A 23,450-nucleotide genomic window follows, 5' to 3' on the forward strand; every position below is an offset into this window, starting at 1 on the left:
CAACGCCGGGGGTCACGGGGTTGTCCACAGATGCGGGATCGGCCTCCCGCGGCGCCGGGCGCACGGGCACCGTGTGCCCATGCCTCCCCCACCGCTCGACCCGCGCATCCCTCTCGACCGGCCGTTCCGGGTGTCCGACGCCGTCCGTCGCGGCGTCCCGCGCCACCGCCTCCGCTCGTCCGAGCTGGCGACCCCGTTCCGCGGGGTCCGCTCCGCGGTGGCGCCGGAGAGCCTGGCCGACACCTGCCGCGCGCTCGCCGAACGCCTCGGTCCCGACGTCGCCTTCTCGCACACGACGGCGCTCGACCTGCTCGGCGTCGAACGCCCCTGGACGCTGGAGCACGACGACACCCTCCACGTGGTCACCGCCCGGCAGCAGGAACGCCCGCGGTACGACGGCGTGGTCGCGCACCGCTCCCGGCAGTCGTTCCTGGAGGTCGTCGAGCACGACGGCCTGCTCGTCACGACGGCGGCGCAGACGTTCGTGCACGTCGGTGTCGGGCTGCGCCGCCCCGACGACGTCGTCGTCCTCGGCGACGCGATGATGCGCCGCCAGCGCCCGCTCACCACCGTCGCGAGGCTGGCCGACCTGGCCGAGCGCACGCGCAAGGTCAAGGGCATCGCCCAGGTACGCGAGCAGATCCCCCGCCTGCGGGCGGGTACCGATTCCGGCCCGGAGACCGTGACACGGTTGGGCCTGGTCGCCGGCGGGCTGCCGTGCCCGCAGGTGAACGAGGTCGTCACGGACCTCGACGGCCGGTACGTCAAGCGCGTCGACCTGGTCTACCCCGCCGAGCGCGTCGCCATCGAGTACGACGGTGACCAGCACCGCACCGACCGCGCACAGTGGCGCGAGGACGTCCGCGCCCGGCGGCGTCTCGAGGAGCTCGGCTGGGTCGTGATCGTCGTCGTCGGCGACGACCTGCGCGACCTGCGACCCGTCGTCGCGCGCGTCCGTGCCGCCCTCCGCGCCCGCTGACACCCGCCCCCCCTCCCCGCTGTGGGTGCCCGACACGCCGCTGGCCAGCACTGCGAGACGGCGCGTCGTGCACCCACAGCGGTCGGGGGTGCGCGTCAAGAGTCTTGATGTCGAGAGACCCGCGATAGTCTCGTCGCATGGACAGCACGCGCACCGGGGACGAGGTCGACCGCATCGTCGCGGCCTGGCAGCGCGAGCGACCCGACCTGGACGTCGAGCCGCTCAGCGTCTTCTCCCGGATCAGCCGGCTGGCCCGCCACCTCGACCGCGCGCGGCGCGGCGCGTTCGCCCGGCACGAGCTCGACACCTGGGAGTTCGACGTGCTGTCCGCGTTGCGTCGCGCCGGCGACCCCTATCGCCTCTCCCCGGGCACCCTGGTCGCGCAGACCCTCGTGACCAGCGGCACCATGACCAACCGGATCGACCGCCTCGAGCGCCGCGGGCTCGTCGAGCGGCACCGCTCGCCCGACGACCGCCGCGGCGTGCTCGTCCAGCTCACCGCCTCCGGTCGCAGCCGCGTCGACGCCGCGATGAGCGACCTGCTCGACGTCGAGACCCGCGTGCTGGACGCCCTGCCCGCCACGGAGCGACCCCGCCTCGCCGACCTGCTGCGCACCCTCGGTGCGCAGTTCGATGCGTAGCGCCTCCGACGGCGGCACCCGCCCCGGCAACGTCCTCACCACCAGCGCCGGCTGGGGCGCGCTCGGCGCGCTCCTCCTCGTGGCGCTCAACCTGCGCGCCCCGATCACGTCCCTGCCTCCCGTGGTCGACCAGGTGGCCGCCGGGCTCGGCCTGTCCTCCGCCGGCGCCGGGCTCCTGACGTCCGTCCCGGTGCTCTGCTTCGCCCTGTTCACCCCGACGGCGGCGGTACTGGTCGGTCGGCTCGGTCCCGAGCGGACCATCCTGCTCGCCCTGCTCGGCGTGCTGGGCGGGACGCTGCTGCGGTCCACCGGATCCGTCCCCACCGCGCTCGCCGGAACCGCCGTGCTCGGACTCGGCATCACGCTCGGGAACGTCGCCGTACCGGTGGTCATCGCCCGCGACTTCCAGCGGCGCGCAGCCGCCGTCACCGGCGCCTACACCGCCACGATGAACGTCGGCTCGACCTTCACCACCCTGCTCACCGTCCCCCTGGCGGTCGCCTTCGGGTGGCAGTGGGCGCTGGCCGGGTGGGGGCTCCTCGCCGTGGCAGCACTGGCCGTGTGGGTCCCCACGGGTCGGGCGCTCGCCGCCCGCCACGCCGGGGCACCGCCGTCGGCCACCGCTGCGCCGACGGCCGGTGCGCTCGGTGCACAACGGCGGCTCGTGGTGCTGCTGGCGTTCGCGTTCGCCGGGCAGGCGTCCGGGTACTACGCGATGACGGCGTGGCTGCCGGCGATCCTCGCCGACCGGCTCGGGATCGACGCCGCGGCTGCCGGCGGGGCCGCGGCGCCCTTCCAGCTCGCGGCCGTGGCGGGAGCGTTCCTCGTGCCGATCGGCATGGCCGGGAGGCTTTCCGCGCGGACGGTGGCCACCGGGCTCTCGGTCATGTGGCTCTCGCTGCCCGTCGGGCTCCTGGTCGCACCGGGCGCCTGGTGGCTCTGGGTGTGCCTCGCAGGCGCCGCGCAGGGCGGCAACTTCACGGTGATCTTCACGCTGATCGCCCAGCGCTCGCCGTCCGTGGCGACCGCCCGGCGAGCCTCCGCCGTCGTGCAGACCGCCGGCTACGCGTGCGCGGCGACGGCCCCGACCGTGCTCGGCGCGGTGCACGAGGCGACCGGTGGCTGGACGGCGCCGCTGCTCGTGGTGGCGGTGTTGCTGGCGATCATGGCGGTGACGCTCTGGGTCGCGTCGGCGCGGCCGCGCACGCCGCCACCCCCACCCCCCTCCTCGCTGTGGGTGCGCGACACGCCGCCGGATTGATCGGCTCAACGGCGTGTCGTGCACCCACAACGACCGGGGCTACTCGGCGAGCTCGGCGGCCTCCAGCCACTCCATCTCGACCTCGTCCTTCTCGGCCAGCAGCTCCCGCAGCCGGGCGTCGAGCTTCGCCGTGGCCTCGAAGTCGGTCGGGTCGGCAGCCATCGTCTCGTGCAGCCGCGCCTCCTCCTCCGCCAGCCGGGTCAGGCGCTTCTCCAGCCGCTGCACGGTCTTCTTCGCTGCCCTCTGCTCAGCGGGCGACGCCTTGGGCTCGGCCGTCCCGCTCGCCCCCGACGACCGGACGGCCTCGCCACCACGGGGCAGGCCGGACGCCGACGGCGCCGCCGCCGCAGCACGGCGCAGCTCCAGGTACTGCTCCACTCCCCCGGGCAGGTCCCGCAGCGTCCCGTCGCCCAGCAGGGCCCACTGCCGGTCGCACACCCGCTCCAGCAGGTACCGGTCGTGCGAGACCACGATGAGCGTGCCCGGCCAGCCGTCGAGCAGGTCCTCCACCGCGGCGAGGGTGTCCGTGTCCAGGTCGTTGGTGGGCTCGTCCAGCAGCAGCACGTTGGGTTCGGAGACCAGCAGCCGCAGGAGCTGCAGCCGACGGCGTTCCCCGCCGGACAGGTCGCGCACCGGCGTGTGCGCCCGCTCGCGGGTGAACCCGAGCCGCTCGGTGAGCTGCCCGGCCGTCATCTCCTTGCCGTCGACGACGACGGTGCGCTTCTCGGCGTCGACCACCTGCACGGCGGTGAGGTGGCCGACCTCGTCGAGCTCCGTCACCTCCTGGGTGAGCTCGGCGACCTCGACCGTCTTGCCGCGGCGCACGCGTCCGCCGTCGGCCTCCCGCCGGCCTGCCAGCAGGGCGAGCACCGTCGTCTTGCCGGCGCCGTTGACGCCGACCAGCCCGTAGCGGTCGCCGGGGCCGAGCCGCCACGTGACGTCGTCGAGCAGCGTGCGCCGGCCGCCGTCGGGCTGCGGGACCGTGACGGTGACGTCCTCGAGGTCGAGCACGTCCTTGCCGAGCCGCTTGGTCGCCATCTGGGTGAGCTCGAGCGTGTCGCGCGGCGGCGGCTCGTCGTCGATGAGCGCGGCGGCCGCGTCGAGCCGGAACTTGGGCTTGGAGGTCCGGGCGGGCGCGCCGCGCTTGAGCCACGCGAGCTCCTTGCGCAGCAGGTTGTTGCGCTTCTCCGCGGCGGCCGCCGCCTGCCGGGACCGCTCCGCGCGAGCCAGGATGTAGGCGGCGTACCCGCCCTCGTAGCCGTCGACGGCGCCGGTCCCGTCGCCGCGCACCTCCCACATCCGCGAGCAGACGGCGTCCAGGAACCAGCGGTCGTGGGTGACGACCACGAGGGCTCCTTGACCACCGGAGCGCCCGGCCGTCCCGTACCGGTCGCGCAGGTGCTCGGCCAACCAGGCCACGCCCTCGACGTCGAGGTGGTTGGTGGGCTCGTCGAGCAGCATCACGTCCGGGTCAGTCACCAGCAGCGCCGCCAGCGCCGCCCGACGGCGTTGCCCGCCGGAGAGGGTCGACACCGGCTGGTCGAGGTCCAGGTCGGCCAGCAGGCCGGCGTGCACGGCGCGGATGCGGGCGTCGGACGCCCACTCGTGGGTGGCGTCGTCGCCGTGCACCAGGTCCAGCACCGTGGCCCCGGGCCGCGCGTCGTCGCGCTGGTCCAGCATGCCGAGCCGGGAGCCCCCCACGCGGGTGACCCGTCCGCCGTCGGGCGTCGCGGTCCCGGCGAGGAGGCGCAGGAGCGTGGACTTGCCGGCGCCGTTGGGGCCGACGACGCCGATGCGGTCGCCGTCGTCCAGCCCGAGCGAGACGCCGTCGAGCAGGGTGCGGGTGCCGATGGTCAGGGAGATGCCGTCCGCACCGAGGAGATGAGCCACCGCAACAGCGTAGTGGCCGGACGCGGACCGCCCGGCGCCCTGTGAGCGGGCTAACCTCGTCCCGACGCCGCCGTCCGCACCCGTCCGAAGGAGAACCCGCATGGCCCAGTTCGACCTCCCCCTGGCCGAGCTCGAGCAGTACGAGCCCACGCTCGACGAGCCCGCCGACTTCGACGAGTTCTGGGCCGGCACCGTCGCCGAGGCCCGCGGGCATGGGGACGGCGTGCGCGTCGAGCGGGTCGACTCCGGGCTCACGGAGGTCACGGTCGACGACGTCACGTTCCCCGGGTTCGGCGGGCACCCGGTCAAGGCGTGGCTGGTCCGCCCGGCCCGTGCCGACGGGCCGCTGCCGGCGGTCGTGGAGTTCGTCGGGTACGGCGGAGGCCGGGGTCTGCCGCACGAGCAGCTCGGGCTGGCCGCCGCCGGGTACGCGCACCTGATCATGGACACGCGGGGCCAGGGCTCCGGCTGGGGTTCCGGCGGGGACACCCCCGACCCCGTGGGCCACGCCCCGGCCTCGCCCGGCTACCTGACGCGCGGCATCCTGGACCCCGCCGAGCACTACTACCGCCGGGTCTTCACCGATGGCGTGCGCGCCGTCGACGCCGTCCGGCACCTCGACGGGATCGACCCGGCGCGCGTCGCGGTCGCCGGCACGAGCCAGGGCGGCGGGATCGCGACCGCCGTCGCCGGCCTGCTGCCCGACGTCGTCGCCGCGGCCACGAACGTGCCGTTCCTCAGCCACTTCCGGCGCGCTGTACAGATCACCGACGCCCATCCGTACGCCGAGATCACGCAGTACCTGTCCGTCCACCGGGAGCACGAGGACGCCGTCTGGCGCACCCTGTCCTACCTGGACGGGGTGTCGTTCGCCCGCCGCGCCCGGGCCGCCGGACTGTACTCGGTGGCGCTCCGGGACGACATCTGCCCGCCGTCCACGGTGTACGCGTCGTACAACGCCTGGGGCGGATCGGACAAGAGCATCGACGTGTACCCGTACAACCGCCACGAGGGTGGTCAGCACTACCGGTTCGCTCCGACGCTGGCGTTCCTGCGCAAGCACCTCGGCCAGGCCTGAGCCGGCACTACCTCGGCCAAGTCGGCACTACCTCGGCCAAGTCGGCACTACCTCGGCGGGGTCAGAGGACCCGCGCGCCGGGCGCGGGCGCCGTCGTGCACCACACCGCGTCGGCGGCGTCCTCGGCGGTCCACGTCGCGGCCAGCGCCAGCGCGTGCTGGCGTGAGCGGGCGAGCGCCGCGACCGTCGGCCCGGAGCCGGAGACCATCACCCCGAGCGCGCCGCCGTCGCGCGCGATCTGCAGGGTGCGGGCGAGCTCGGGACGCAGGTCGAGCGCCGCGGCCTCGAGGTCGTTCTGCAAGGCCTCGCCGAGCGCCGTCGGGTCGCCGGCGCGCAGCGCCTGCATCAGCCCGTTGTCGTCGGCGTCGTCGACGGAGGGCGCGGTGGGACCGGTGAGCTCGTCGAACCGCCGGTACACCGCCGGGGTGGAGAGGCCGTCGTCGCGCGTGGCGAACGCCCAGTGGAACTCCCCGCGGGTCATCGCCGGCGTGAGCAGGTGGCCCCGGCCCGTCCCGACGGCGGTGTGCCCGAGCAGCGCGAACGGCACGTCGGAGCCGAGGGTCGCGGCCAGCCCGGCGAGCTCCTCGCGCGGCAGGGCGGTGCCCCACAGCGCGTCGCAGGCCAGCAGCGTCGCCGCCGCGTCCGCGGAGCCGCCGGCCATCCCGCCGGCCACCGGCACGCCCTTGGCGATGTGCAGCGCGACGCTGGGGTCGAGCCCGACGTGCCGGGCGATCGCCTCGACCGCCTGCCAGGCGAGGTTGCTGGAGTCCAGCGGGACGCGGTCGGCCTGCGGGCCCTCGACCGTGAGCGAGATGCCCGCACCCTCCGGGACCTCGGTGGCGGTGATCTCCTCGTGCAGCGCGACCGCCTGGAAGACGGTCACGAGCGGGTGGTAGCCGTCGTCGGCGACCGGCCCGACGCGCAGCGTCAGGTTGATCTTCCCCGGGGCACGCACACGGACGGAGGGCGCGGGGGCGGCAGCGAGGTGGCTCACGCGTCCACCGTGCCAGCACCGGCGTCCAGGCGCTCGGCGATGCGGGCGAAGTCGCCGATCGCCAGCCGCTCCCCGCGCAGCGTCGGGTCGACGCCGGCGGCCCGCAGCGCCTCCTCGGCGGCGGGCCCGGAACCGAACAGCCCGGAGAGCGCGGCCCGCAGGGTCTTGCGGCGCTGGGCGAACGCGGCGTCGACCACGCGGAACACCTGCTCGCGCGTCGCGGTGGTCGACGGCGGGTCGTGCCGCTCGAACGCGACCAGCGCCGAGTCCACGTTGGGCACGGGCCAGAACACGTTGCGCCCGATGGTCAGCGACCGGCGTGCGGACCCGTACCAGGCGGCCTTCGCCGACGGTACGCCGTACGTCCTGGACCCGGGGGGCGCCGCCAGGCGGTCGGCCACCTCGGCCTGCACCATGACGAGCACCGAGCGCAGCGAGTCGAACCGTTGGAGGAACGTCAGCAGCACGGGGACGGCCACGTTGTACGGCAGGTTCGCCACGAGGGCCGACGGCGGTTCACCGGGCAGCGCGGTGACGTCCAGCGCGTCGGCGGTCACCACCTCGAGGTCGGCGCCGGGCAGGTGACGCTGCACGGTCTGGGCGACCTGACCGGCCAGGACCGGGTCGATCTCGACGGCGACCACCGACGCGCCGGCCTCGAGCAGCCCGAGGGTCAGCGACCCCAGGCCGGGACCGATCTCCACGACCCGGTCGCCGGGCTGCACCCCGGCCGCACGGACGATCTTGCGGACGGTGCCGCCGTCGTGCACGAAGTTCTGCCCGAGCGTCTTGGTGGGCCGGACGCCGAGGCGCCCTGCCAGCTCGCGGATCTCCGCAGGGCCGAGCAGGGCGCCAGGGGTGTCAGTCATGGGGCTGAGTATCGCCCGTCGGGGCGGCTCAGTACCAGTTGTTGGCCTGCGAGTGGCCCCAGGCACCGCACGGGGAGCCGTAGCGGCCGGCGATGTAGTCCAGGCCCCACGAGATCTGGGTGGCCGGGTTGGTCTGCCAGTCGGCACCGGCGGTGGCCATCTTGCTGCCGGGCAGCGACTGCGGGATGCCGTAGGCCCCCGAGGAGGGGTTGGCGGCCGTGTGCGACCAGCCGGACTCCTTGGTCCACAGGCTCTCCAGGCACGTCCACTCGCCACCGGTCCAGCCGCGGGCCGCGGCCATCTGCTGGCCGATCTCGCGGTTGGAGCCCGAGTAGCCGCCGGTCGAGGCGGCGACGCCGGACGAGGAACCGGACGACGACCCGGACGAGGTCGCCGGCTCCGGATCGGGCTCGGGCCGCTCCTTGGTGCCCTGCACGAGCACCTCGGTCACCGGCTCGGCGGTCACCAGGGAGGTGACCTTCTCGTCCGAGACCGTCTTGCCGTCGATCGTGGTGATCTCCCGGACGACGGTGCGCGAGCCGGGCTCGCCCTTCGTGCGGACCTTCGGGTCGAGGTCCTCGAAGCGCTGGGAGCTCTTCTTCGTCTTCGTCTCGAAGTCGATCTCCTTGACCTTCGTGACCTGCTCGACCTCGACGCGCTGCACGACGACGGCGACCTGCGGCACGTCCGTGCCCTCGGGCAGGTCGTCGGCCCGGACCCCCGCGTCGGCGGCGGTGGACAGCGTGACCATGTCGTCCTCGTCGACCTCGACCTCGACGTCGGCGAGGACGGCGTCGAGCTCGTCGGAGCCGTCGGCGACGTCCACGGTCTCGTCGTGCACCACGGCGACCTGGTCGCCGTCGTGCACCTGCAGGGGGAGGTCGGCGCGGTCCTCGGAGCGGGACGCGACGAGCGCGACGTCCTCACCGCGCTGGGCCAGCAGGTTGAGCGCCTCGTGGGCGTCCGCCGCGGTGACCCAGGCGGTGCTCTCCCGGCCGTCGATCGCGACGTCGACCTCCTTGCCGGTCCGCACGACCACCTCGGCGTCGCTGGACAGCGGGCTGTCGGCCGCCGGGGCCACGAGGTCACGGTCGCCGACGGTGACGCCCTCGGCGGCCAGCAGCCCGTCGACGTCACCGGCGAAGGTCCCGACGGTGCGGGTCTCGCCGTCGACGTCGAGGGTGACGGTCTTGTGGGCCTGCGACACGGCGACGGCCGAGCCGACGCCGAGGACGAGGGTGCCGGCGGTGGCGCCGGCGATCAGCGCCCGACGGCGCCGGGAGCGGTGCGTGCGGACGGCGCGGGTCTCGGCGGTGGTGGGCCGAGGCTCGGTGTTCTCCGGTGCGGAGGTCATGGATCTCCTGGGGTGGTGTGGGGGGTCGGCTCTCGGGAAGGCGGCGTCTGCCGGGCAGGAACGCCTCGCGGTGCGCGAACGACAGCCGACCGTAACGGATTCGTGATCGGGGGCAAGAGGGCGTGGGTCACACCTGACGGCACCGGCACCACGTCTTCACAGCCCTTCACAGGGCTTCACGGGCGGGGCACACCGAAGGCCGCCGGGAACGCTCCCCGGCGGCCTTCCGTGGGTCAGAGCAGCCCGAGCTTGCTGGCGCAGTGGGGCCACTGGCCCCACCCGGAGCGCTGCTGGAGGATCTGCGCCCGCTTCGTCTGCTCGGCGGCCGAGGCGTCCGAGGGGAGCCCGGAGCCGCCCACGGCCTGCCAGGTCGGCAGCGAGAACTGGTACAGCCCGTAGTAGCCGTTGCCGGTGTTGGTCGACGGGTTGCCGCCGGACTCGCACTGGGCGAGCTGCGCCCAGACGCCGGCCGGGGCGCTGCCGCCGGACGAGCTGGTCGACCCGCTGGAGCCGGACGACGAGCTGCCGGACGACGAGCTGCTGGACGACGAGCTGCTGGACCCGGAGTCCGCGGGCTGCGGCTCGGGCTCCGGCTCCGGCCGCTCCTTGGTGCCGGTGACGACGATCTCGTCGACCGGCTTCGTGGTGACCTTGTTGGACACCTTCTCCCGCGACTCGACCTCACCGTCGACGCGCGTCACGCGCTTGACGATGGTCCGCTCGCCGTCCTTGCCCTCCCGGGAGACGGTCGAGCCCTGGTCGCGGTAGCGGTCGGGGTCCGTCCTGGTGACCGTGTCGTGGGCGATCTTCTTGGTCTGGGTGACCTTCTTGACGTCGACCACCTGCACGACGACGCGCACCGTCGGGTCACCGGCCTCGGCGGCCTCGATGCGGTCCACGTGGACGCGGTCGTCGGCGTCGATCTCGACCGACTCCGCCTCGAACAGCTCCGAGAGCGTCGTGGCGCCGTCGTCGACCACGGTCTCCTCGCCGCCCACGACGAGCGCGACGGGCTGCTCGGCGTCGAGCCGGATGGGCAGCGTGGCGCGGTCGGCGGACCGGGAGGGCAGGAGGCGGACCTGCTCGTCACGCGTGGCGAGCTCCGCCAGCGCCTCGTCGGCGTCGAGCGCGGCGACCCAGACGTCCTGCTCCTCGCCGTCGGCCTCGACGGTCAGCTCGCGGCCGTAGCGCACCTCGACGACGGCCCCGTCGCGGAGCTCGTCACCGGCGGCGGGCGTGACCTCGTCGTTGGCGCCCACGCGGACGCCCTCCTCGGCCAGGACGTCGTCCACGGTCCCGGCATAGGTGGTGACCGCGACGAGCTCGCCGTCGACGTCGAGGGTGACGTCCTTGCGGAGCTGCTCGACGACGGCGACGCTCACGCCGCCGGCGACCACGAGGCTCAGCGCGACCACCATGGTGATCAGGGGCCAGCGGCGACGGCGCAGCGCCGTCGCGGCAGCGGCCGCCCCGGTGGTCGACTCGGGGGCGGTTGCGTCGGGCGGCGTGACGGAGTCGTCGGACCAAGCGTTCACGAGGTGTTCCAGACGTCGGCAGGTCCGGGCACGACGAGAGGTCACCGACTGGCGGTCGGGCCGGACGTCGATCCGGTGGCTCCGAAGACCGTAACCGCATCGTGATCTTCAACCAAGACCACTTGTGGTATGTATGCCCGGCTACGACACGGTATGCCGGAAAATTGACCCGCCTCTCGCGACCGACGTCACACGGTTGACCGGGGCCACGGCGCCCGCCGCGCCCCGCGTGCGCTCAGTACCAGCCGACCGACATGGAGTGGTTCCAGGCGCTGCACGGGGTGCCGTACCGCCCCGCGATGTAGCCCAGCCCCCACGTGATCTGGGTCGCCGGGTTGGTGCGCCAGTCGGAGCCGGCCGTGGCCATCTTCGACCCCGGCAGGGACTGCGGGATGCCGTACGCCCCGCTCGAGGCGTTCTCGGCGTTCCAGCGCCAGTTGGACTCCTTGGTCCACAGCTTGTCGAGGCAGACGAACTGGTCGTCGCCCCAGCCGCGCTCGGCCGCCAGCGCCCGGCCCAGCGCCCTCGCCGAGCCCGGGTCGGCCTGCACCTGCGACACGTCCAGCGTGCCCACCACGACGACCTCGTCGACGGGCTCGACGGTGACCGACCGGTCGACGACCGTGCGCTCCACCTCCGCACCGTCGAGCGTGTGCACCTGGTACGTCGTCACCCGCTCGCCCGGGACACCCCGCGTGCGCACCGTCTCGTGGCCCTTCGGCAGCTCGTCGGACTCGATGCGCTCCGTCTCGAACGGGATGACCTCCGTGACGATGTCGGAGGCCGTCTCGCCGCGGTTGACCACCACGACCATGCCGTCGACGGCGGCGGCACCCAACGGCACCGACGTCCGGTCCTCGTCGCCCAGGGAGATCTCGACCTCGGCGAGCACGTCGCGGACGGTCGCCTGCGTGGTCCGCAACGGCAGCACGGAGCCGTCGACGGACACGTAGACGGTCTTGCGGGTGGAGACCCGCACCGGGCCGCGGCCCAGCGGGTCGCTGCGGGACGCCGTCGTCACGGCCCCGTCGCCCCGCGGCCCGAGGGCGGCGAGGAGCTCGCCCACCGTGTGCGCCGTCGTCCGGAAGCTCGTGGTCTCGCCGTCGACCTCGAGCGTGACCTCCTTGCTCGTCCGCACCACGACCTCGCCGTCCCGCGGTGCGGGCGCGGAGGCCACCGGCTGCACGAGGTCGTCCGGACCGGGCCGGATGCCGTGGAACGCGAGCACCTCACCGACGGTGCTCCCGTAGCCGTCGAGGGTCTGCACGCGCCCGTCGACGTCGACGGTGATCGTGCTGTGCGCCGCGACCACACCCGTCGCGCCGAGCGCCACCGCGGCGACCACCAGGACCTGCAGGGCACCACGGGCGATCCCGGGCAAGGGGCCACGGCGACCGACGTACCGTTCCGAGGGACGACGCCGCCGGGTGCTGTCCAGCCGTCGTCCCGCCTCAGGTGTCGCCACGGTCACCAGACCGTAGTCGAACCGGGGCAGAAGCGACAGGGGTCACCACGACCCGTAGACCCGGCCGCTGTTGTCCGAGATCGCTCGGCACACCTCGTCGAGCGGTCGTTCGAGCACCTCCGCCATCGCGCGCACGGTGTGCGCGGCGACGTACGGCGCGTTCGGCTGCCCGCGGAACGGGTGCGGCGGCAGGTAGGGGGCGTCGGTTTCGACGAGGACGAGCTCGAGCGGCACCGTCCGCAACGCCTCGCGCAGGTGCGCGTTCTTCGGGTACGTCACCGGCCCGGCGAAGGACAGGTACCACCCGTGCTCCGCGGCGAGCTCCGCCATCTCCGCGTCGCCGCTGAAGCAGTGGAACACCGTCCGCTCGGGCGCGCCGTCCGCGAGCAGGACCTCGATCACCGGGGCGTGGGCGTCGCGGTCGTGGATCTGCAGCGCCAGGCCGAGCTCTTTGGCGAGGGCGATGTGGGCGCGGAACGACTCCCGCTGGGCCCGCTCGCCCTGCGGGCCGGTGCGGAACAGGTCCATGCCCGTCTCCCCCACCGCCCGCACGCGCGGGTTCTCGCGGGCGACCTGCGCGACCCGGGCGATCGCGTCGTCGAGCGGGACGTCGTGGTGGGCCTCGGGGTGCGGCTCGAGACCGTCCGGGCCCACCTCGCGGACGCCCGCGTGCAGCACCGCCTCGTTCGGGTGGATCGCGACCGCGCCCAGGAGCGCCGCCGCGTCGGCGCCCCGCAGGAGCGCGTCGGTCCACCCGACGGACGGCAGGTCGCTACCCACCTGCACCATCCGGTCGACGCCGACGGCGGCGGCCCGGCGCACGTGGTCGGCCACGGTCGGGGCCGGCTCGCCGTCGCCGCCGGCACGCTCGGGCAGGACGTCCGCGATCGCGTCCAGGTGCGTGTGGTTGTCGACGACGGGGACGGGCAGCGGTTCCGGGTCGCGCGGGAACCCGCGCTCACGCTTGCGGCCCACGCTCAGGCCTTCTCGCGCAGCCGCTCGAGCTCCTCCTCGACGATCGAGTCGTCGAGCTTGGTGAACACCGGCGACGGCTTCGCGATCGGCGTCCCCGGGGCCACGGGCCTCGACTTCCACGCGGGGAACCGGTAGCCGCCGTCGTGGTCGCCGGTGATGACCGGGTAGTGCCGCGAGTCGTCGTCGAGGTCGGTGACCTCCTCGATGCGCGGCTGCGGGGCGAACTGCCCCGTGCCGCCCAGCACCTCGTGCACCGACTGGGCCGAGTGCGGCAGGAACGGGGCGAGCAGCGTGTTGCAGTCGCTGACGGCCTGCGTCGTCGTGTGCAGCACGGTGGCGAGACGGTCCGGGTCGGTCTTGAGCTTCCACGGCTGCGTCTCGGAGACGTAGCGGTTGACGTCGCCGACGACGCGCATCGCCTCCGCGATCGCGGCCCGCTGCCGGTTGGCCGCGATGAGCGAGCCGATGTCGCCGAACGCCTTGCGCGTGGAGGCCAGGACGTCCCGGTCGGTGTCGGTCAGCTCGCCGGCGGCCGGGATCTCGCCGAAGTTCTTGTGCACCATGCTCGCCGTGCGGTTGACCAGGTTGCCCCAGCCCGCGACGAGCTCGTCGTTGGTGCGGCGCAGGAACCCGTCCCACGTGAAGTCCACGTCCTGGTTCTCCGGGCCTGCGGCGGCCACGTAGTAGCGGAACGCGTCGGGCTGGTAGCGCGCGAGCATGTCGCGCACGTAGATGACCACGCCGCGCGACGACGAGAACTTCTGACCCTCGACGTTGAGGAACTCGCTGGAGACCACCTCCGTGGGCAGCTGGAGCGAGCCGAACTGGCCCGGTGCGCCGCCGCGCGACCCCCCGCCGTCGTACGCCAGCAGCTCGGCCGGCCAGATCTGGGAGTGGAAGGTGATGTTGTCCTTGCCCATGAAGTAGTACGAGCGGGCGTCGGGGTCGGTCCACCACTCGCGCCACGCCTCGGGCGTGCCCTGGCGGCGGGACCACTCGATCGAGCTGGACAGGTAGCCGATGACGGCGTCGAACCACACGTAGAGCCGCTTGGCGGGGTTGTCCTCCCAGCCCTCCAGCGGCACAGGGATGCCCCAGTCGATGTCGCGCGTCATGGCGCGCGGGCGGACGTCGTCGAGCAGGTTGCGGCTGAAGTTCAGCACGTTGGGCCGCCACCCGTTGCGGGTCTCGAGCCACGACGACAGCGCGTCGACGAGCGCCGGCAGGTCGAGGAAGAAGTGGTTCGACTCGACGAACTTCGGCGTCTCGCCGTTGATCCGGCTGCGCGGGTTCTTCAGGTCGATCGGGTCGAGCTGGTTGCCGCAGTTGTCGCACTGGTCGCCGCGCGCGCCGTCGTAGCCGCAGATCGGGCAGGTGCCCTCGATGAAGCGGTCCGGCAGCGTGCGGCCCGTGGACGGGGAGATGGCGCCCATGGTCGACTTCTCGACCATGTAGCCGTTCTTGTGCACCGTGCGGAACATCTCCTGCACGACGGCGTAGTGGTTGCGCGTCGTGGTGCGCGTGAACAGGTCGTAGGACAGGCCGAGGGACGTCAGATCCTCGACGATGACGCGGTTGTAGCGGTCCGCGAGCTCCTGGGGGGTCACGCCCTCGGACTCGGCCTGGACGAGGATCGGCGTGCCGTGCTCGTCGGTGCCGGACACCATCAGGACGTCGTGACCCGCCATCCGCATGTGCCGGCTGAAGACGTCGGAGGGAACGCCGAAGCCGGCGACGTGGCCGATGTGCCGCGGGCCGTTGGCATAGGGCCATGCCACGGCCGAGAGGATGTGGGTCATGCCCCGAATCCTAATGGTCGACGCCGGAGGCCGGCCCGGGCGTCCAGGGTGCGGCCTGCCCCGATCCCGGCGGTGGTGGCACAGTGGGAAGCATGAGCACTCGCGCACTGATCGTCGTGGACGTCCAGCCGACCTTCTGCGAGGGCGGCGAGCTCGGTGTGGAGGGCGGCAACCAGGTCGCGGCCGACGTCGCCGCGTACGCCGGCACGCACCGCGACCGGTACGGGCTCGTCGTCACCACCCAGGACTGGCACGTCGACCCGGGCGAGCACTTCAGCGACCGACCGGACTTCGTCACCTCGTGGCCGGTGCACGGCGTCGCGGGCTCGCCGAACGCCCGGCTGCACCCGGCGCTCGCCGACCTGGCCGCCGACGTCGCCATGAAGAAGGGTCAGTACGACCACGGGTACTCCGGCTTCGACGGGGCCGACGACGAGGGGCGCCGGCTCGCCGACGTGCTGCGCCAGGCCGGCGTCGACGCCGTGGACGTCGTGGGGCTCGCGGAGTCCCACTGCGTCAAGCACACGGCGCTGGACGCGGCGGGCCTCGGGTTCGCCACGCGCGTGCTCACCGACCTCACGGCACCGGTCTCGCCGGAGCTCGGCGAACAGGCCCGCACGGAGATGGCCGCCGCCGGGGTCGAGCTCGCCTCGTCCGGCGGCGACCCGCTCGCGCCGAGGTAGTGCTACCTCGGCCGAGGTAGCACTACCTCGGCGGGAGCGGTGCTACCTCGGCGGGCGGGCGGCGAGGGCGGCGGCGTAGAGGTCTCGCTTGGGGACGCCGGCCGCGGTCGCGACCTCGGCCACCACGGCCTTGAGCCGTTCGCCGGCGGCCACACGGTCCATGACCTCGGGCACCAGGTCCTCCACGCGCGGGGCCTCGGCGGCCGGCGCCCCGCCGACGACGACGCAGATCTCGCCGCGCAGACCGGCACCGGTCTCGGCACGCTCGCCCGCGAGCGCCGCGAGCTCGCCGAGGGTGCCCCGCAGCACCTCCTCGAACGTCTTCGTCAGCTCCCGGCAGACGGCGGCGGGCCGGTCGGCGCCCAGGGCGTCCGCCATCGCGGCCAGCGTCTCGACGACTCGGTGCGGCGCCTCGAAGAAGACCATGGTGCGCGGCTCGGCCGCCAGCGCGCCGAGGAACCGGCTCCGGTCCCCCGCCTTGCGGGGCACGAACCCGTCGAACGTGAAGCGGTCGGTCGGCAGCCCGGACAGCGCGAGCGCCGTGAGCACGGCCGAGGCCCCCGGCGCCGCGGTCACCGCGAGCCCGCGCTCGACGGCGCGCTCGACGAGCCGGAACCCCGGGTCGGAGACGGCCGGCATCCCGGCGTCCGTGACGACGACGACGGTCCCGCCGTCGTCGACCACGTCCAGCAGGTCGTCGGCCCGGTCGCGCTCGTTGTGCTCGTGGTACGACACCACGCGGCCACCGACCTTGATCCCGAGCCGGCCGGCCAGCCCGTGCAGGCGGCGGGTGTCCTCCGCGGCCACGACGTCGGCCTCCTGCAGCAGACGCACCAGCCGGGGGGAGGCGTCCTCGACGTTGCCGATGGGGGTGGCGGCCAGCACGACGGACCCGGCCTCGGCGTCACGACTCATGTGGCCAACTGTCCCACGCCGACGTCATGACCCTCTAAAGTGGCCGAGGTGACCGCCCCCGATGCCGACGCTCCCGCCACCGGTGAGAACCCGGAGATCGACTCGCCGTCCGCGCCCCGCCAGTACCCCTCCCGGCGCGACATCCACGGCCACCGCACGGACACCCGCGGCATCCCCCTCGTGACGGGCGCGATCCGAGCCGTCACCGGCGCCGTGCCGAGCGTCGGGCGGAACGGCGCACAGCGGGCACAGACCACGACAGCGACCGGGACGTCGACCGGGACAGCGACCGCCGAGGACGGCGGGACCCCCACGGCGGGTGGGAGCGCTGCCGGTGCGGTCGGCCAGGCCGGGCCGGCGCCGTCGGGCACGGACGACCCGTCCGAGGACGGCACCACGACCCCGCCGGACGGCCCCGTCGTCACGGAGCAGACGCTGCTGGTGCGGCTGCTGGGCGAGCGCCGGCTGGCGCTGGGCGCCACGTGGCAGGCCCGTGCGTGGGGGTGGATCGGCGCCGTGCTCGTGACGCTGGTCGCGGCCGCCACCCGGCTGTGGGAGCTCGGCAGGCCCGGCACGCTCGTGTTCGACGAGACCTACTACGTCAAGGACGCCTACACCCTCGGCACGGAGGGTGCCGAGAGGCAGTGGCCCGACGACCCCAACCCGGCGTTCGAGGCGGGCGACGTCGACACCTACCTCGACCAGGCCGCGTACGTCGTCCATCCGCCGGTGGGCAAGTGGATGATCTGGCTCGGCATGGAGGCCGGGGGCGGACCGACCGACCCGTTCGCGTGGCGCCTGGCGAGCGCCGTCGTCGGCATCCTCGCCGTGCTGTTGCTGGCCCGGATCGCGCGGCGGCTGTTCTCCAGCACCGTGATGGGGCTCGCGGCCGGGTTCCTGCTGGCGATCGACGGCCAGGCGATCGTGCACTCGCGCACCGCGCTGCTCGACCAGTTCCTCATGTTCTGGGTCCTGGTGGCCTTCGGTTGCCTGCTCCTCGACCGGGAGCAGGCCCGACGGCGGCTGGCCGGCCGGGTGGCGGCGATCTCCTCGGCGGGCGGCCCGGTCGCCGGGTGGCCGCCGGCATGGCTGGGCGTGCGGTGGTGGCGGCTGGCAGCGGGTGTCTCGCTCGGCCTGGCCTGCGGGGTCAAGTGGTCCGGGCTGTGGTTCGTCGCGGTGTTCGGACTGCTGACCGTGCTGTGGGACATGACCGCACGGCACCGCGCGGGCCTGCGCGGCGGGGCCGCAAAGTCGCTGCTCCTCGACGCCCCCTACGCCTTCGTCCAGATCGTGCCGGTCGCCCTGATCACGTACGTGGCCTCGTGGTGGAGGTGGTTCGCCAGCGTCAGCTCGCCCACGCCCGCCTACGACCGCACCTGGGCCGCGGACAACCCGGGCCAGACGGCCTCGTGGGTGCCGGACTGGTGGGCGAGCTTCTGGCACTACCACCAGCAGGTGTTCGGCTTCCACACGGGTCTCGACTCGGAGCACGCCTATGCGGCGCACCCGCTGGGCTGGATCGTGCAGTGGCGGCCCACGTCGTTCTTCTGGGAGCGCTCCGCCGCCGGCGAGAACGGCTGCCCACCCGACGGCGGCGCGTGCGCCGTGGCCGTGACGGCGCTCGGCAACCCGCTGCTGTGGTTCCTCGCGGCGATCGCGATCGTCGTGACGATCGTGCTCGGCATCTGGCTGCGGGACTGGCGCGCGATCGCCGTCCTGTCCGGCACGGTCGCGGGCTGGCTGCCCTGGTTCCTGTACACGGAGCGGACCATCTTCGCGTTCTACTCGATCGTGTTCACGCCCTGGGTGATCCTCACCCTGCTGTACCCGATGGTGGTGGCCCTGGAGCGCACCGGGCGCCGGGCCGGACGCGGTGGCACCGTCGCCGTGATCGCCGGCGTGCTGCTGGCGATCACGGCGGTGTCGGTGGCGTTCTACCCGTTCTGGTCCGCGATGCAGGTGCCGTACGACTATTGGCGCGAGATCATCCGCTTCCAGAACTGGATCTGAGGGCTACCAGGCCACCTGCGGCGTCGGGTGGTACGCCCACCCGGCCGAGCGCCACGCCGGCGCCTGCGCCGCCGTCCGCCTCGTGAACCCGTCGAAGTCCTTGGCGTCCGCGGCGGTCCAGGCCACCTCGGCCACGGCACCGAGCCGCGGGAGCAGCATGGAGAACAGCTCGTCGCGGGTGGTCAGCGTCTCGGTCCACACCGCGGCGGAGACACCCTCCACGGCCTCGGCGGGGAGACCGGCGATCACCGCCGTGGGCTCCCACTCGTAGGAGTCCCGCAGCTCCACGAAGCCCGCCCACTGCAGGCCCAGCGGGTGCTCGGCGGTGTACTTCATGTCGAGGTAGGCGTGGTCCCCGGGCGACATGATGAACCGGGCACCGGCCTGCGCCGCTGCCACGAAGCGGTCGAGGTCCGCGCCCTTCGGCTCCCAGTACTGCAGCAGCGTGCCGGGCTCCACGGGGCCGCGCGCACCCTCCTGCCAGAAGATCGGCGTCTTGCCGTGCTCGCGCACGATGCGCTGCGCCAGGTCCACGAACCGCGCGAACTCGTCGCGCTCCATGGTGAGCACCTCGTCGCCGCCCACGTGCACCCACGCGCCGTCGGTCATGCGCGCGAGGTCGCCGACGACGTCGCGCACGAACGGCTCCGTGGCGGGGTTGTCGAACCAGAGCCGCGAGAAGCCGACCTCGATGCCGTCGTAGGCGTCGGTGGCGACGCCGTCGCTGGTCAGCCCGCCGTAGACGTGCGTGGCGGCGTTCACGTGCCCGGGCATGTCGAACTCCGGCACGATCGTCACGTGGCGCGCCGCGGCGTACGCCTGCAGGTCCCGGTAGTCCTCGACGGTCAGGTAGCCGGCCGAGCCGCCGCCCACCTGGTTGTCGGACGCCTTCTCCAGCTCGGGGCGCGACGGGATCTCGATGCGCCAGCCCTGGTCGTCCGTGAGGTGCAGGTGCAGCACGCGGAACTTGAACGCGGCCACGAGGTCGATCACGGCGCGGATGTCGTCGGGACCGAACCAGTGGCGCACGACGTCGAAGCTCAGCCCGCGCCAGCGGAAGCGGGGAGCGTCGTGGACGACGACGGCGGGGACGGTCGGGTGCGTCCCGGCCGGGGCGCCGTCGGCGGCGCGCACCACGAGCTGGCGCAGGCTGCGCGCGGCGTGCAGCAGGCCCACCGGCTCGGCGGCGGTGGCGCTGATCGCGCCGCCCCCCACCTGCAGCGTGTAGCGCTCGGGGCTGTCCGAGCCCTCCGGACCTGCCGCCTCGTCGAGGCGCAGCGTGAACGGCACGGCGTCGGTCTCGGCGACGGGGACCCCGGCGGCCGCGAGCTGTTCGGCGACGAGCTCGGCCAGCGCCGCGTCGGGCGCGTCGATGCGCACGGCCGCCAGCTCGAGGGCGGGTGCGGCGGGCTGCGTGACCTCGGTGGGCCACGGGATGAGGGGAAGCATGCGGGTTCTCCTGGTCAGGGCCCGGCGACGAACAGCGGCGCCGGGTCCGTGGGGACGAGGTCGGCCGCCTGGTCGGGGAGGTAGGTCGGTCCCGCCCAGCCGGTGTGCACCCCGTCGGGGACGTCGTCGGACACGCGGTTCCACACCCATTCGCCCGTGGTCGGCCCGCCGGTACGGTCCGCGGCGAGGACGATCTCGACCGCGTCCGTGGCGGCGGCCACGTCGGCGAGGCGTTCACGGCCGACCACGGACTCCGGTCGCGTCTGGTGCACGACCACCGTCGTCGGGGGCAGACCGTGATTAGTAACCACCCCTTCAATATAGGTGATGACGGCCTCGACCTCGTCCACCGACACCTGCTGCGGCGGCAGCACGCCGTCGGACACCCGGTCCTCCGGGTGCAGCGCCACCCCGACCCCCGGGCGTGCGAGCAGCTCCTCCAGCGGCTTCACCTCGTCCAGCAGCGCCGAGTCGCCCGCGGCGACGTCGAGCACCACGTACTGGCCCGCCTCCCGCGCCGCGGCGATCAAGGGTGCGAGCTCGGCGAGGCGTTCCTCCGCAGGACGCCCCTGCGCCGCACCGGCCTGCACGACGACGGTCGGCACCACGGGCCCGTCGCCCAGCCCCGCGTACGCCTCGGCCGCGACGGCGGCCCGTGCCGTCACGTCGTCCGGCTCCTCCCACGCCTCGGCCTCCGTGGTCACGTAGCGCGCCGGGAGCAGCTGCTGCGTGCCGGTGGGCAGCAGGTCGCCCCGCTCGGCCGCCTCGACCCGCCACGCGAAGTCGGCGGCGTCCCCGAACGTCGGACCCACCCCCACCACGGCGAGCGCCTGCGCCAGGTCGATCTCCGCGATCGACTCCGGCGAGGCCGCGATGTCGCCCCCGGGCACCTCGTGGTCGACGGCCCCGGCGGCGCGCAAGGTAGCGATCGCCGCCTCCTGGCCGGGCTGCGGGTCCGTCAGCGCCAGCACCTCCCGCAACCGCACCTCGGCCGGGTCCTGCGGCGCGGGCGACGACGGGTCGCTCGCGAGCACCGCGTCCACGTCGTCCTGCAGGCTCGCCGCCTCGGCCGCGCTCAGCGCCCCCGGCTCCTCGTCGCCGGTGTCCGGCAGTGCGCTGACCCGCAGGTGCACGACGTCGGCACCCGCCGTCGCGGCGGCCTGCTCGGCCCCGCTCAACGCGTCGGGCACCGCGGCGCCGTCGTCGGACCACGAATCGCTCTCCGCGTCGTCGCCATCGACGCGCTCTCCGGCGCCTCCCGCACCCTCGGCCACACCCGCGCCGGGCGACTCCGGGCTCACGACCACGGCGACCTGCACGCCCAGCCGGTCCAGCTCGTCAGCCACACCGTGGGCGGAGACCGCGCCGCCGACCACCAGGGCGGGAGCACCGAGCGTCTCGGCGGCCGAGGCCTGCGCCGCCCGCACCGCTGCGCCACCGTCGGAGGCACCGTCGGAGGCACCGTCGGAGGCGCCGTCGTCGGACGCCTCGCCGCCCTTCGGCGCACCGCCGCCTGGCGTGCCACCGTCTGGCGCGTCGCCGCCGTCCGGTGTGCCGCCGCCGGCGACGACCGCCACCGGGGAGCGGTCGTAGATCTGCTGACTGGTGGTCAGCGCGAGCTCGGCGGGGTCCTCGGCGCCGAGCAGCAGGGTGTGGGCCGGCGGCGGGGAGACCACCGTCTGCACGGCCGGGCCGTCAGCAGGGTCGGGAGACGGGTCGTCGGGGCCGCAGCCCGCGACGAACGCGGCCACGCAGACAACAGGAAGGACGAATCGGGCGTTCCGTACACGCACGGGCTCCATCCTCGCGCATTCCGGGCGGAAGGTCGATGCCCCGCTCCGCCTCCCCGTCAACCGACCCGGCGCAGCGGGAGCACGGCGTCGCCGACTGGCGCCGGGCCGGGCGGCTGCTCGTCGGGCACCGCGCGGCGGGAGGGCTCCGGGACCGGTGCCGCTCCCGGGGACCGGGCGAGCCGGGACTCGGCCTCGCGGACGAGCTCCTCCGCGACGGCGGCGCCCGTCACCGACCAGACGACCGACGAGCGCAGCTCCGGCCACACCAGGACGTCGACGGCGCCGGTCGGCTCGGCCAGGTTGGCGAGCACGTGGCGACGCAGGTGGTCGGCGGACGCGGCGGCCTGGATGTCGTCCATCGGCGGCAGCGTCGCGAGCACGGCGAACCGGTCGCCGTCGACCCGCCCGGCCTCGCAACCGCGCGGCAGCCCGCCGACGAGGCGGCTCGCGAGCTCGACGAGCACCGTGTCTCCCGTCGTGTAGCCGTGGCGGGCGTTGAGCCTGGACATGCCGTGCACGTCCAGCAGCACCAGCACGACCCGGGTCCGGGAGCCCTGCACCAGCTCGCAACGGCGCGCCAACGAGTGCCAGGTGGCCGCCCGGGTGGGCAACCGGGTCTGCGGGTCGTGCGTGGACCGCTCGGCCAGCGCGGCGACGAGCGCGCGCATCAGGTCGGCCGTCCCGGCGCTGAGCCACCGGTCGGCGGCCACCAGCACGTCGTCGTAGCGGTGGGCGTCCGTGCGTTCCATCGCGCGCGTCGCCACGGAGGACACCGGGTCCTGCGGGTGCACCACCATCGGCGACCAGTCGGTGACCGCGGACGTCGGCTTGCGCTCGAGGACGGCGCGCCCGTAGCCGAGCCGCCCCGTCAGCGCGGCCGTGAGCCCGGACCGCATGACGATCCCCGCCCGGCCGGACTCGTCGTCGGCGACCACGACGCAGCTCACGTCAGGGTTGCGGAACATCACCTCGAGCTGTCCCACGGGCATCGTCGAGCCGACGACGTCGACGGGGCGCGCCAGGTCGGACGCGACGCCCGCGAGTCGGGTGCCTCCACGGACCTGCCGGTGCCGGGCCACCTCGGTGATCTCGTCATGCACGGGGCCACCTTGGCGCACCCGGTGCCCGACATGCCGGGCCTGAGCGATATCGACCGGAGCTGTTCGGCCGTCGTTCACGCTGTTCACCGCCCGGACACCGGCCCCCGGGCTGGCGTTCGGCGGATCCTGAGGAGGCCCTGAGGCAGCGTCGCGGTGACCCTGAGACTGCGCCGATAGCTTGACAGCAGACGCCTCGCCGGGCGTTATCCCCCGTCTCCGCCCGGCGGGGCGCCGACATGTCCGAGGACGCCGCGCCGGACGCGAGCGCCGCACGGAACCCGGACCGCAAGCAGCCCGAGAGCGTCGGCGCCACCCCCTGCGGCACACCTTGACGGAGTCCTGAGGTTCCGCCAAGGAGCCCCTGAGCACCCGTCGATACGTTCTTCCCAGACGTTCCGCCGGACCTGCCCCCCATGCGGTCCGGCGGAACGTCCCCAGACCGGCCGAGCGCCGCCCCACGCCCTGATCACTCAGGCGCAGGCAGAGCGCCGCCACCCCCTCGACAACGACGAAGGCCCGGAACCTTGGCGGTTCCGGGCCTTCTGCGGGTGGAGCTAGGGGGATTCGAACCCCCGACCTTCTCATTGCGAACGAGACGCGCTACCAACTGCGCCATAGCCCCGTGGAGCGGTAGCAAGATTAACACCCCGCCACGGCTCC

At 74.0% G+C, this 23,450-nt stretch carries 18 protein-coding genes and 1 tRNA gene; 6 read left to right on the plus strand and 13 right to left on the minus strand.

The genetic code is table 11. The annotated features are described in order from the left end of the window. The first annotated feature begins 79 nt into the window (after positions 1 to 79). From MWU57_RS13745 to MWU57_RS13755, 3 genes are all read left to right on the plus strand, one after another. Positions 80 to 979 (plus strand): hypothetical protein, encoded by a 900-nt coding sequence (locus tag MWU57_RS13745; protein WP_246909785.1) that lies wholly within the window; start codon positions 80 to 82, stop codon positions 977 to 979. Between the two features lie 137 nt (positions 980 to 1,116). Beyond that, positions 1,117 to 1,620 (plus strand): MarR family winged helix-turn-helix transcriptional regulator, encoded by a 504-nt coding sequence (locus MWU57_RS13750; protein ID WP_106267546.1) that lies wholly within the window; start codon positions 1,117 to 1,119, stop codon positions 1,618 to 1,620. Continuing rightward, positions 1,613 to 2,881: an MFS transporter gene (locus MWU57_RS13755; RefSeq protein ID WP_246909788.1), complete on the plus strand. Its 1,269-nt coding sequence runs from the start codon at positions 1,613 to 1,615 to the stop codon at positions 2,879 to 2,881. Before MWU57_RS13750 ends, MWU57_RS13755 begins: the two co-directional genes overlap by 8 nt. Positions 2,882 to 2,920: 39 nt before the next feature. On the opposite strand, the gene MWU57_RS13760 is transcribed toward MWU57_RS13755, so the two are convergent. Beyond that, on the minus strand, positions 2,921 to 4,771 hold the full coding sequence (locus MWU57_RS13760; protein ID WP_181340732.1) for an ABC-F family ATP-binding cassette domain-containing protein: 1,851 nt from the start codon (positions 4,769 to 4,771) through the stop codon (positions 2,921 to 2,923). A gap of 100 nt (positions 4,772 to 4,871) precedes the next feature. Between MWU57_RS13760 and MWU57_RS13765 the strand changes: the two genes are divergently transcribed. Continuing rightward, the gene (locus MWU57_RS13765; RefSeq protein ID WP_246909791.1) at positions 4,872 to 5,849 is read left to right on the plus strand and encodes an acetylxylan esterase; all 978 of its coding nucleotides are present in this window, start codon (positions 4,872 to 4,874) and stop codon (positions 5,847 to 5,849) included. A gap of 61 nt (positions 5,850 to 5,910) precedes the next feature. Here the strand turns inward: MWU57_RS13765 and MWU57_RS13770 are convergent, their stop codons facing one another. The 7 genes from MWU57_RS13770 to metG all read right to left on the minus strand — a co-directional run bounded on the left by MWU57_RS13770 (position 5,911) and on the right by metG (position 14,840). Next, positions 5,911 to 6,843, minus strand: coding sequence for a 4-(cytidine 5'-diphospho)-2-C-methyl-D-erythritol kinase (locus tag MWU57_RS13770; protein ID WP_246909793.1), 933 nt, complete (start codon positions 6,841 to 6,843; stop codon positions 5,911 to 5,913). After that, a complete protein-coding gene (gene rsmA / locus MWU57_RS13775) occupies positions 6,840 to 7,712 on the minus strand; it encodes a 16S rRNA (adenine(1518)-N(6)/adenine(1519)-N(6))-dimethyltransferase RsmA (RefSeq protein WP_246909795.1) in 873 nt (290 codons plus the stop codon). Before rsmA ends, MWU57_RS13770 begins: the two co-directional genes overlap by 4 nt. A gap of 28 nt (positions 7,713 to 7,740) precedes the next feature. Next, positions 7,741 to 9,066, minus strand: a complete 1,326-nt coding sequence (locus MWU57_RS13780; RefSeq protein WP_246909796.1) for a ubiquitin-like domain-containing protein — start codon at positions 9,064 to 9,066, stop codon at positions 7,741 to 7,743. Positions 9,067 to 9,299: 233 nt separating this feature from the next. Further along, positions 9,300 to 10,601 carry a resuscitation-promoting factor gene (locus tag MWU57_RS13785; protein WP_246909798.1) on the minus strand — a complete coding sequence of 434 codons (1,302 nt, stop codon included), beginning with the start codon at positions 10,599 to 10,601 and terminating at the stop codon, positions 9,300 to 9,302. A 235-nt stretch (positions 10,602 to 10,836) separates the two neighbouring features. Further along, on the minus strand, positions 10,837 to 12,066 hold the full coding sequence (locus tag MWU57_RS13790) for a ubiquitin-like domain-containing protein (RefSeq protein ID WP_243400997.1): 1,230 nt from the start codon (positions 12,064 to 12,066) through the stop codon (positions 10,837 to 10,839). 42 nt (positions 12,067 to 12,108) lie between these two features. After that, entirely contained in the window at positions 12,109 to 13,041 is a 933-nt protein-coding gene (locus tag MWU57_RS13795; protein WP_246909800.1) for a TatD family hydrolase, read from the minus strand. 2 nt (positions 13,042 to 13,043) lie between these two features. Continuing rightward, on the minus strand, positions 13,044 to 14,840 hold the full coding sequence (metG, locus tag MWU57_RS13800; protein ID WP_246909802.1) for a methionine--tRNA ligase: 1,797 nt from the start codon (positions 14,838 to 14,840) through the stop codon (positions 13,044 to 13,046). 92 nt (positions 14,841 to 14,932) lie between these two features. On the opposite strand from metG, the gene MWU57_RS13805 reads away from it, so the two are divergent. After that, positions 14,933 to 15,523, plus strand: a complete 591-nt coding sequence (locus MWU57_RS13805; protein WP_246909804.1) for an isochorismatase family protein — start codon at positions 14,933 to 14,935, stop codon at positions 15,521 to 15,523. Positions 15,524 to 15,565: 42 nt separating this feature from the next. Here MWU57_RS13805 and rsmI read toward each other — a convergent pair whose 3' ends face one another. Beyond that, positions 15,566 to 16,438, minus strand: coding sequence for a 16S rRNA (cytidine(1402)-2'-O)-methyltransferase (rsmI, locus tag MWU57_RS13810; RefSeq protein WP_106267527.1), 873 nt, complete (start codon positions 16,436 to 16,438; stop codon positions 15,566 to 15,568). A gap of 48 nt (positions 16,439 to 16,486) precedes the next feature. On the opposite strand from rsmI, the gene MWU57_RS13815 reads away from it, so the two are divergent. Beyond that, positions 16,487 to 18,448, plus strand: a complete 1,962-nt coding sequence (locus MWU57_RS13815) for a dolichyl-phosphate-mannose--protein mannosyltransferase (RefSeq protein WP_246909806.1) — start codon at positions 16,487 to 16,489, stop codon at positions 18,446 to 18,448. Between the two features lie 3 nt (positions 18,449 to 18,451). Here MWU57_RS13815 and MWU57_RS13820 read toward each other — a convergent pair whose 3' ends face one another. The 4 genes from MWU57_RS13820 to MWU57_RS13835 form a co-directional block, all read right to left on the minus strand. Further along, a complete protein-coding gene (locus tag MWU57_RS13820) occupies positions 18,452 to 19,897 on the minus strand; it encodes a family 20 glycosylhydrolase (protein ID WP_246909808.1) in 1,446 nt (481 codons plus the stop codon). Positions 19,898 to 19,911: 14 nt separating this feature from the next. Continuing rightward, on the minus strand, positions 19,912 to 21,648 hold the full coding sequence (locus tag MWU57_RS13825; RefSeq protein ID WP_246909810.1) for a hypothetical protein: 1,737 nt from the start codon (positions 21,646 to 21,648) through the stop codon (positions 19,912 to 19,914). Between the two features lie 98 nt (positions 21,649 to 21,746). Continuing rightward, a complete protein-coding gene (locus MWU57_RS18475; protein ID WP_246909812.1) occupies positions 21,747 to 22,790 on the minus strand; it encodes a diguanylate cyclase domain-containing protein in 1,044 nt (347 codons plus the stop codon). A gap of 549 nt (positions 22,791 to 23,339) precedes the next feature. Next, positions 23,340 to 23,412 (minus strand) — tRNA-Ala (locus tag MWU57_RS13835). Between the last annotated feature and the right edge of the window lie 38 nt (positions 23,413 to 23,450).

This window comes from Isoptericola sp. S6320L, assembly GCF_023015685.1.
Taxonomy (GTDB): Bacteria; Actinomycetota; Actinomycetes; order Actinomycetales; family Cellulomonadaceae; genus Isoptericola; species Isoptericola halotolerans_A.

What these genes read in the sequence shown, in the direction of transcription:
- MWU57_RS13805 (WP_246909804.1), top strand. Translation starts at nt 14,933, where the DNA reads ATGAGCACTCGCGCACTGATCGTCGTGGACGTCCAGCCGACCTTCTGC.
- MWU57_RS13755 (WP_246909788.1), top strand. Translation starts at nt 1,613, where the DNA reads ATGCGTAGCGCCTCCGACGGCGGCACCCGCCCCGGCAACGTCCTCACC.
- rsmI (WP_106267527.1), bottom strand. Translation starts at nt 16,438, where the DNA reads ATGAGTCGTGACGCCGAGGCCGGGTCCGTCGTGCTGGCCGCCACCCCC.
- MWU57_RS13780 (WP_246909796.1), bottom strand. Translation starts at nt 9,066, where the DNA reads ATGACCTCCGCACCGGAGAACACCGAGCCTCGGCCCACCACCGCCGAG.
- MWU57_RS13765 (WP_246909791.1), top strand. Translation starts at nt 4,872, where the DNA reads ATGGCCCAGTTCGACCTCCCCCTGGCCGAGCTCGAGCAGTACGAGCCC.
- MWU57_RS13750 (WP_106267546.1), top strand. Translation starts at nt 1,117, where the DNA reads ATGGACAGCACGCGCACCGGGGACGAGGTCGACCGCATCGTCGCGGCC.
- metG (WP_246909802.1), bottom strand. Translation starts at nt 14,840, where the DNA reads ATGACCCACATCCTCTCGGCCGTGGCATGGCCCTATGCCAACGGCCCG.
- rsmA (WP_246909795.1), bottom strand. Translation starts at nt 7,712, where the DNA reads ATGACTGACACCCCTGGCGCCCTGCTCGGCCCTGCGGAGATCCGCGAG.
- MWU57_RS13820 (WP_246909808.1), bottom strand. Translation starts at nt 19,897, where the DNA reads ATGCTTCCCCTCATCCCGTGGCCCACCGAGGTCACGCAGCCCGCCGCA.
- MWU57_RS13745 (WP_246909785.1), top strand. Translation starts at nt 80, where the DNA reads ATGCCTCCCCCACCGCTCGACCCGCGCATCCCTCTCGACCGGCCGTTC.